We start from the raw sequence: 9,606 nt of genomic DNA, 5'->3' as shown, positions 1-9,606 counted from the left end.
GCCGCCCCGCCAGCGCCCCCGGCCCCCGGTGCGGTACATCCGGCTGCCCGCCGGCCCGAACGGGTCGGCGACGAAGCGCCCGGCCGTCAGGGACGGCCGGTTCAGGTAGCCGCGCGCCAGCCCGGCCCCGGCCAGGTACAGCTCGCCCGTGACGCCGGGGGCGACCGGCCGCAGGGCCGCGTCCAGCACGTACGCCCGGCTGTTGGCGATCGGGCGGCCGATCGGCACCGGCAGCGGGCAGTCGGCGGGGTCGGCCGGCAGCGGGAAGGCGGTGATCACGTGGGTCTCGGCCGGGCCGTAGTGGTTGTGCAGCACCCGGCCGGGCCCGCGGGCCTGGAGGCGCCGCAGGCCGCCGCCCAGGCGCATCGCCTCGCCGGCCTGCGCGATCAGCCGCAGGTCCGGCAGGTCCCGCCCGTGTTCCTCGGCCGCCTCCGCCAGTGCCTCGATCACCAGGTTGGGGGCGAAGAGCTCCGCCACCCGGTGGTGCTCCAGCCACCGGGCGAGGAGTTCGGCACTGCGGCGCTGCTCGTCGGTCGGCACCACCAGGGTCTTGCCGAACAGCAGCGCGGAGAGCATCTCCTGCACCGAGACGTCGAAGCTGAGCGCGGTGAACTGCGCGGTGCGCGTGCCCGTCCCGCCGCCGACGGCGCGGTGGTGCCAGTGCAGCAGGTTCGTCAGGGCGCCGGAGGGCATCACCACGCCCTTGGGCCGGCCGGTCGAGCCGGACGTGTAGATGACGTACGCCGGGTGCCGGGCGTCCGGTGCGACCAGCGGGTCGGTGTCCGGGTACGTCCCGGGCGCGTCGACGGCCGCGAGGTCGTCGAGCACCACGGCCGGCCGGGTGTCCTCCAACATGTACGCGATCCGGGCGGCCGGGTACTCCGGGTCGACCGGCAGGTAGGCCGCCCCCGTCTTGAGCACCGCGAGGACGGCCACCACCAGCTCCGCCGAGCGCGGCAGGCACAGGGCGACGATCCGTTCCGGCCCCACCCCGCGCCCGATGAGCGCGTGGGCCAGCCGGTTGGCGCGGGCGTTCAGCTCCCGGTAGGTGAGCACGGTGTCCTCGAACACCACCGCTTCGGCCGCCGGGGTGGCCTGGGCCTGCGCCTCGAACAGCGCGGCCGGGCCGGTGCCGGGGTACGGGCACCCGGTGTCGTTGCGCGCGTCCAGCAGTTCGTGCCGTTCCTCGGCGGTGAGGACGTCGATCCGGCTCAGCGGCCGGTCCGGCTCGGCCGCCGCCGCCGCGAGCAGCCGCAGCCAGCGGGCGAGCAGGGTCTCCACCGTGGCCCGGTCGAACAGGTCGGTGGCGTACTCGACGTGGCCGATGATGCCCTCCGGCGCCCCGCCGGTGCCGCCGCGCTCCAGCAGGTGGAAGGAGAGGTCGAACATCGCGGTGGGCGACTGCAACAGCACGAGCTCGGTGGCCAGGCCGGGCAGCTCGAAGGCGGAGCGCGGCGCGTTCTGCAGCGCGAGCAGCACCTGGAACAGCGGCTGACGGGCCGACGACCGGACCGGGTTGAGGGCCTCGACCAGGTGGTCGAACGGCAGCTCCTGGTGGGCGTACGCGGCCAGCGAGGTGTCCCGGACGCGGCCGAGCAATTCGGCGAAGGTCGGGTCCCCGCTCGTGTCGGTGCGCAGCACCAGCGTGTTGACGAAGAACCCGACCAGCTCGTCCAGCGCCTGGTCCGTCCGGCCCGCGATCAGGCTCCCGACCGGGATGTCCTCACCCGCACCCAGCTTGCTGAGCAGGGCCGAGAACCCCGCCTGGAGCACCATGAAGACGCTCGCGCCGCGCTCACGGCCCAAGCGGACCAGCGCCTCGTGCAGTTCGGCGTCCAGCTCGACGGCGAGGTGTCCGCCCCTGCTGGAGACGGCCGTGGGGCGGGGCCGGTCGGCGGGCAGCCGGATCTGCTCCGGCAGGCCGGCCAGCTGCCCGGTCCAGTAGTCCGCCTGGCGGGCGAACAGGCTCTCCGGGTCGGTGCGGTCCCCGAGCAGCCGGTCGTGCCACAGGGTGTAGTCGGCGTACTGCACCGGCAGGTCCGCCCAGGCCGGTTCCTCGCCGCGCAGCCGCGCCGCGTACGCGGTGGACAGGTCGGCGGACACCAGGCCCAGCGACCAGGCGTCGCCCGCGATGTGGTGGATCACCACGAGCAGCACGTACGCGTCCGCCGCCAGTTCGAACAGCTCGGCGCGCACGGGCGCTTCGGCCGCCAGGTCGAAGCCGCGGCCCACGGCCTCGGTCAGCGCCTGGGGCAGGCCCGCCTCGTCGGTCCGGGTGACGGACAGGTGCGGCCGGGCCGTCTCGGCGTCCAGGACCTGCTGGTACGGCACGCCGTCGATCTGGGGGAAGGCCGTGCGCAGGCTCTCGTGGCGGGCGACGACGTCCCCGAGCGCCGCCCGCAGCGCGTCCTGGTCCAGGTCGCCGGTCAGGCGCCAGGCCAGCGGGATGTGGTACATCGCGCTGGCGCCCTCCAGTTGGTCGACGAACCACAGCCGCCGCTGCGCGTACGACAGCGGCACGCGGTCGGGCCGCTCCGCGCGGCCCAGGGCGAGCCGTGCCCGGTCGGCCCCGCCCAGGCCGGCGGCCAGCCCGGCCACCGTCGGGGTCTCGAACAGGCTGCGCAGCTCCAGCTCCACGCCCAGGGTCGCACGGACGCGGGCCACCAGCCGGGTGGCGAGCAGGGAGTGCCCGCCGAGGGCGAAGAAGTCGTCGTCGGCGCCGACCTGTGACACTCCCAGCACCTCCGCGAACAGTCCGGCGAGGACGTGTTCCTGCGGGGTGTGCGGAGCCCGGCCGGCCGGGGCGCCGGTGGTGTCGGGCTCGGGCAGGGCGCGCCGGTCGAGCTTGCCGTTGCCGGTCAGCGGCAGGGCGTCGAGGGCGACGTACGCGGCCGGCACCATGTGGTCCGGCAGCCGCTCGCGCAGGTGGGCGCGGAGCTCGTCCGGCTCGGCGGCCGCCCCGGCCACGGGCACCAGGTAGGCGACCAGCCGGGTGTCGTCGGCGCGGTCCTGCCGGGCGGTCACCGCGACCTGGCGGATCTGCGGGTGCTGGGCCAGGGCCGCCTCGATCTCGCCGAGCTCGATCCGGAAGCCGCGCACCTTCACCTGGTCGTCCGCCCGGCCCGCGTACTCCAGTGCGCTGTCCGGGCGTCGGCGCACGAGGTCCCCGCTGCGGTACATCCGGCTGCCCGCCGGCCCGTACGGGTCGGCGACGAACCGCCCGGCGGTCAGGCCGGGCCGGTTCAGGTAGCCGCGCGCCAGCCCGGCGCCGGCCACGTACAGCTCGCCGACGACCCCGGGGGGCACCGGCTGGAGGTACGCGTCGAGCACGTGGGCGCGCAGGTCGGGGATCGCGGTGCCGATGACGCTCGCCGGGCCGGCGGTGTACGCGCCGTCCAGTTCCGCGTAGGTGACGTGCACGGTGGTCTCGGTGATGCCGTACATGTTGACCAGCCGCGGCGCACCGTCCGGGTGGCGCTCGAACCAGGGCGCCAGCCGGGCGGGCTCCAGGGCCTCGCCACCGAACACCACCGTGCGCAGGGCGAGTTCACACGGGTGCTCGGCGTCGGCCTGCATCAGCTGGTAGAAGGCGGACGGCGTCTGGTTGAGCACCGTCACCCGCTCGCGGGCGAGGAGCTCCAGGAACCGCTCCGGTGCGCGGGTGACGTCGAACGGCACCACGACCAGTCGGCCGCCGTGCAGCAGCGGCCCCCAGATCTCCCAGACCGAGAAGTCGAAGGCGTAGGAGTGGAAGAGCGTCCAGACGTCCTCGGCGGAGAAGTCGAACCAGTGCCGGGTGGCGTCGAACAACCGCACCACGTTGCGGTGCGGGACCACCACGCCCTTGGGCTTCCCGGTGGATCCGGAGGTGTAGATGACGTAGGCGGCGCTGTCAGGTGCGGCGGTGACCGCGGGGTCCGTGTCCGGCAGGCCGTCCAGGTCGGCGGTGTCCAGCAGGAGCCGGTCGACCCCGTCCGCGCCCGGCAGATCGCCACTGCGGCGGTCCGTCAGGAGCAGCGCGGGCCGGGCGTCGTCGAGCAGGTGGGCGATCCGGGCGGCCGGGTAGTCCGGGTCGACCGGCAGGTACGCGGCGCCGGCCTTGAGCACGGCGAGGACGGCCACCACCAGCTCGGCCGAGCGCGGCAGCGCCAGCGCCACCAGTTGCTCCGGCCCCACACCCCGCTCGATCAGCGCGTGCGCGAGCCGGTTGGCCCGGGCGTTCAGCTCGCCGTACGTCAGCGCGGACTCGCCGCACACCACCGCGACCGCGTCCGGCCGCTCCCGCGCCTGGGCCTCGAACAGCGCGGGCAGCCCGGTGGTCTCGGCCGTCGTCGCGGGGACCGGTCCCGCCGGCAGCAGTGCGTGCCGCTCCTCGGCGGAGAGCAGGTCGAGCCGGCTGAGCCGTCGCCGGGGGTCGGCGACCGCCGCCGTGAGCAGGCGCACCCAGCGCGCGATCACCGTCTCGACGGTCGCCCGGTCGTACAGGTCGCGGGCGTACTCGACGAATCCGTCGATCCCCTCGGGGGCGCCGTCCTCGGAGTGCCGTTCGGACATCGAGAAGATCAGGTCGAGCTTGGAGGTGGTCGTGGTCAGTTTGACCTCGCCGGTCTCCAGCCCGGGCGGGGTGAAGTCGGCCCTCGGGGCGTTCTGGAGCACCAGCATGACCTGGAACAGCGGGTGGTGGGACAGCGACCGGGCCGGGTTGAGGGCCTCGACCAGGTACTCGAACGGCAGCTCCTGGTGGGCGTAGGCGGCCAGCGAGGTGTCCCGGACGCGGCCGAGCAGTTCGGCGAAGGTCGGGTCCCCGCTCGTGTCGGTGCGCAGCACCAGCGTGTTGACGAAGAACCCGACCAGCTCGTCCAGCGCCTGGTCCGTCCGGCCCGCGATCAGACTGCCGACCGGGATGTCCTCACCCGCGCCCAGCTTGCTCAGCAGGGCCGAGAGCCCTGCCTGGAGCACCATGAAGAGGCTGGTGCCGTGCGCGCGGGCGAGCTCGCGCAGGCCCTGGTGCAGCTGCGCGTCCAGTCCGGTGCGCACGAAGTCGCCCCGGTGCGAGGCCATCGCGGGGCGGGGCCGGTCGGTGGGCAGCTGGAGCTGCTCCGGCAGGCCGGCCAGTTGCCCGGTCCAGTAGTCCGCCTGCCGGGCGAACAGGCTGTCCCGGTCGGCGGCGTCGCCCAGCAGTTCGTGCTGCCACAGCGTGTAGTCGGCGTACTGGACGGCCAGCGCCTCCCAGGACGGCTCCTCGCCTCGGCGGCGCGCCGCGTAGGCGGCGGTCAGGTTCTGCGCCAGCGGGCCGAGCGACCAGCCGTCGCCCGCGATGTGGTGGACCACCAGCAGCAGGACGTGCTCGTCCGGCGCCAGTTCGAACAGTTCGGTGTGCAGCGGCAGGTCGGTGCCCAGGTCGAACTGGCAGGCCAGCGCCGTGGCCAGGACGGCGTCCAGCTCCGCTTCGGTGGTGCGGCGCAGGTGCAGCCGGGGGCGGGCCGCCACGACGTCCAGCACCTGCTGGTACGGCACGCCGTCCACGGCCGGGAAGAGCGTGCGCAGGCTCTCGTGCCGGGCCACCACGTCCGCCAGCGCCGCCGTGAGCGCCTCGCGGTCGAGCGGTCCGGTCAGCCGCCAGGCCAGCGGGATGTTGTAGTTGGCGCTGGCGCCCTCCAGCTGGTGCAGGAACCACAGCCGGCGCTGGGCGAACGACAGCGGGGTCTTCTCCGGGCGCGGGTAGGGCGCCAGGGCCAGCTGGGCGCGGCGGGCGCCGGCGAGGGCGGCGGCCAGCGCGGCCGGGGTCGGGGACTCGAACAGGGTGCGCAGCTCCAGCTCGACCCCGAGGGTCGCGCGGACCCGGGCGGCCAGCCGGGTGGCGAGCAGGGAGTGCCCGCCGAGGTCGAAGAAGCTGTCCTCGACGCCGGCCTCGGCCACCCCGAGGACCTCGGCGAACAGCTCGCAGAGGATCTGCTCCTGCGGGGTGCGCGGTGCGCGGCCGGCTCCCGCCCCCGCCGAGACGAGCTCCGGTGCGGGCAGCGCCCGGCGGTCCAGCTTCCCGTTGGTGGTCAGCGGCAACGCGTCCAGCTCGACGAACGCCGAGGGCACCATGTACTCCGGCAGCCGCTCGCGCAGGTACGCGCGCAGCTCGGCCGAGCGCGGGGCCACGTCGGCGGCCGGCACCAGGTACCCGACCAGCCGGGTGTCGTCGGCGCGGTCCTGCCGGGCGAGGACGGCGGCCTGGGCGACGCCGGGGTGCGCGGCCAGGGCCGCCTCGATCTCGCCGAGCTCGATCCGGAAGCCGCGGACCTTCACCTGCTGGTCGGCCCGGCCGACGAAGCTCAGGCTGCCGTCCGTGGCCCTGCGCACCACGTCGCCGCTGCGGTACATCCGGCTGCCCGCCGGCCCGTACGGGTCGGCGACGAAGCGCCCGGCGGTCAGGCCCGGCCGGTTCAGGTAGCCGCGCGCCAGCCCGGCGCCCGCCACGTACAGCTCGCCCGCCACGCCCGGGGCCACCGGCCGCAGGTGGGGGTCCAGCACGTAGGCGCGCAGGTCGGGGATGGCGGCGCCGACCACGCTGGCCGCCCCCGCGGTCGCGGCCGAGCAGTCGAGCGCCGCGTAGGTGACGTGCACGGTGGTCTCGGTGATGCCGTACATGTTGACCAGCCGCGGCGCGTCGTCCGGGTGCCGTTCGTACCAGGCCGCCAGGCGGGCGGGCTCCAGGGCCTCGCCGCCGAACACGACGGTCCGCAGGGCGAGTTCGCGCGGGTTCTCGGCGTCGGCCTGCATCAGCTGGTAGAAGGCGGACGGCGTCTGGTTGAGCACCGTCACCCGCTCGCTGGCGAGGAGCTCCAGGAACCGGCCGGGCGAGCGGCTGGTCTCGTAGTCCACGACCACCAGCCGGCCGCCGTACAGCAGCGGGCCCCACAGTTCCCAGACCGAGAAGTCGAAGGCGTAGGAGTGGAAGAGCGTCCAGACGTCCTCGGCGGAGAAGTCGAACAGCGCCCGCGTGGTGCCGAACAGCCGCACCACGTTGCGGTGCGGGACCACCACGCCCTTGGGCTTCCCGGTGGAGCCCGAGGTGTAGATGACGTACGCCGGGTGACCGGGATCGACGGTGACCCCCGGGTCCGTGTCCGGCAGCCCGTCCAGGTCGGCGGTGTCCAGCAGGAGCCGGTCCACGGACTCCGCGCCGGGCAGGTCACCGATCTGACGAGTCGTCAGCAAAAGCGCGGGGCGGGCGTCCTGGAGCAGGTAGGAGATCCGGGCCGCCGGGTACTGCGGGTCGACCGGCAGGTACGCGGCGCCGGCCTTGAGGACGGCCAGGACGGCGACCACCAGCTCGGCCGAGCGCGGCAGCGCCAGGGCGACGAGCTGCTCCGGCCCCACACCCCGGCCGATCAGCGCGTGGGCCAGCCGGTTCGCCCGGGCGTTCAGCTCGCCGTACGTCAGCGCGGCCTCGCCGCACACCACCGCGACCGCCGCCGGGTCGGCCCGCACCCGCTCCTCGACGAGCGCGGTGATGGTGCTCTGCGGAGTGTCGTCCTCGGCACCCGCCGCGGACGGCAGCAGTTCGCGCAGTTCGTCCGGCGACAGCACGTCGATCCGGCCGATCCGGCGGCCCGGGTCGGCGGCCACGGCCCGCAGCAGGCGCAGCCAGCGCTCGACGAGGTCCGCCGCGGTGGCCGTGTCGAAGAGGTCGGTGCTGTACTCCAGCACGCCCGACAGGCCGTCCTCGCCGGGCTGTTCGGTCAGGATGAAGGTCAGGTCGCACTTGGCCGTACCGGTGTGCACCAGATCGGTCGTCACCCGCAGCCCCGGCAGGTCGAAGGTGCCTGTGGGCGCGTTCTGCAGGGCGAGCATGGTCTGGAAGAGCGGGTGGTGGGCGAGCGACCTGGTCGGGTTCACCGCCTCCACCAGCTGCTCGAACGGCAGGTCCTGGTGGGCGTACGCGGCCAGCGCGCCGGCCCGGACCCGGCCCAGCAGTTCGGTGAAGGTCGGGTCGCCGGTCAGGTCGGTGCGCAGCACCAGCGTGTTGACGAAGAACCCGACCAGCTCGTCCACGGCCTCGTCGGTGCGCCCGGCGATCGGGGTGCCGATCGGTACGTCGGTGCCGGCGCCGAGCTTGCCGAGCAGGGCGGCCAGCCCGGCCTGGAGCACCATGAACAGGCTGGCGCCGCCGCCCCGGGCGAGCTCGCGCAGGCCCTGGTGCAGTTCGGCGTCGAGCCGGACCGGCAGTTGCGCTCCCCGGAAGGACATCGCGGCCGGCCTGGGCCGGTCGAAGGGCAGCTCGGTCTGTTCCGGCAGCCCCGCGAGCCGCTGCGACCAGGAGGCGAGCTGCCGGCTCTGGAGGCTGTCCGGATCGCTCTCCGCGCCGAGCAGCTCCCGCTGCCACAGGGTGTAGTCGGCGTACTGGACGGGCAGTCGGGCCCACTCGGGCTTCCCGCCCGCCGCCCGTGCGGCGTACGCGGCGGTCAGGTCCCGCGCCAGCGGGCCCATCGACCAGCCGTCGCCCGCGATGTGGTGCACCACCAGCAGCAGGGCGTGCTCGTCCGCGCCCAGCTCGAACAGCTCGGTGCGCAGCGGGGGCTGGGCCGCCAAGTCGAAGCCGTGCCGGGCCGCCTCCGCCAGCCGCTGCGGCAGGTCGCCCGCGGCGACCGCGGTGACGCGCAGCCGGGGCCGGGCGGCGTCGGGGTCCAGCACCCGCTGGCACGGCTCGCCGTCGACCACCGGGAAGACGGTGCGCAGGCTCTCGTGCCGCTCGACGACGTCGGCCAGTGCGGCTTCCAGGGCCCGCCGGTCGAGGTCCCCGGACAGGCGCAGGGCCAGCGGCACGTTGTAGGTGGCGCCGGGCCCCTCCATGCTGTGCAGGAACCACAGCCGGCGCTGCGCGAAGGACAGCGGCACCGTGTCGGGCCGCTCGCGTCGCGACAGCGCGGGCCGCGCCCGGCCTGCCCGGTCCACGGTCGCCGCCAGGCCCGCGACGGTCGGCGCGTCGAACAGGTCGGCCAGGGCCAGCTCCACGCCGAGCACCGAGCGGGCCCGGGCGATCAGCCGGGTGGCCAGCAGCGAGTGCCCGCCGAGGTCGAAGAAACTGTCGTCCGCGCCGACCCCGGACACGCCGAGGACGTCGGCGAAGAGGCCGGCGAGCACCTGCTCGGCCGCGCTGCGCGGGGCCCGTCCGGCGGTGACCGGCGCCGGGCCGGGGGCCGGGAGCGCCTGGCGGTCGAGCTTGCCGTTGGGCGTCAGCGGGAGCCCGTCCAGCAGCACGAACGCGCCGGGCACCAGGTGCTCGGGCAGCCGTTCGCGCAGGTGGGCGCGGAGCCCGTCCGGCTCGACCCGCTCCCCGGCGGTCGGGACGACGTAGGCGACCAGCCGGGGCTCGTCCTCGGTACGCACCACGGCGGCGGCCCGAGCGACCTGCGGGTGCTCGGCGAGGACGGCCTCGACTTCGCCGAGCTCCACTCGGAAGCCGCGGACCTTGACTTGGTCGTCGGTCCGGCCGAGGAACTCCAGATTCCGGTCTGCACCCCAGCGCACCAGGTCGCCGGTGCGGTACATCCTCGAACCACTCGGACCGAACGGGTCCGCCACGAACCGCCCGGCGGTCAGGCCCGGCCGGTT

General features: G+C 75.0%; 1 protein-coding gene. It reads right to left on the bottom strand.

The features are described 5' to 3' along the window. Window positions 1–9,606, bottom strand: a 9,606-nt coding sequence (locus ACFV6D_RS38120) for an amino acid adenylation domain-containing protein (RefSeq protein ID WP_380563303.1), incomplete at both ends; no start/stop codon positions are given.

It is taken from the genome of Kitasatospora sp. NPDC059812 (assembly GCF_042732075.1).
Taxonomy (GTDB): Bacteria; Actinomycetota; Actinomycetes; order Streptomycetales; family Streptomycetaceae; genus Kitasatospora.
This window is presented reverse-complemented; position numbering and strand designations above follow the sequence as displayed.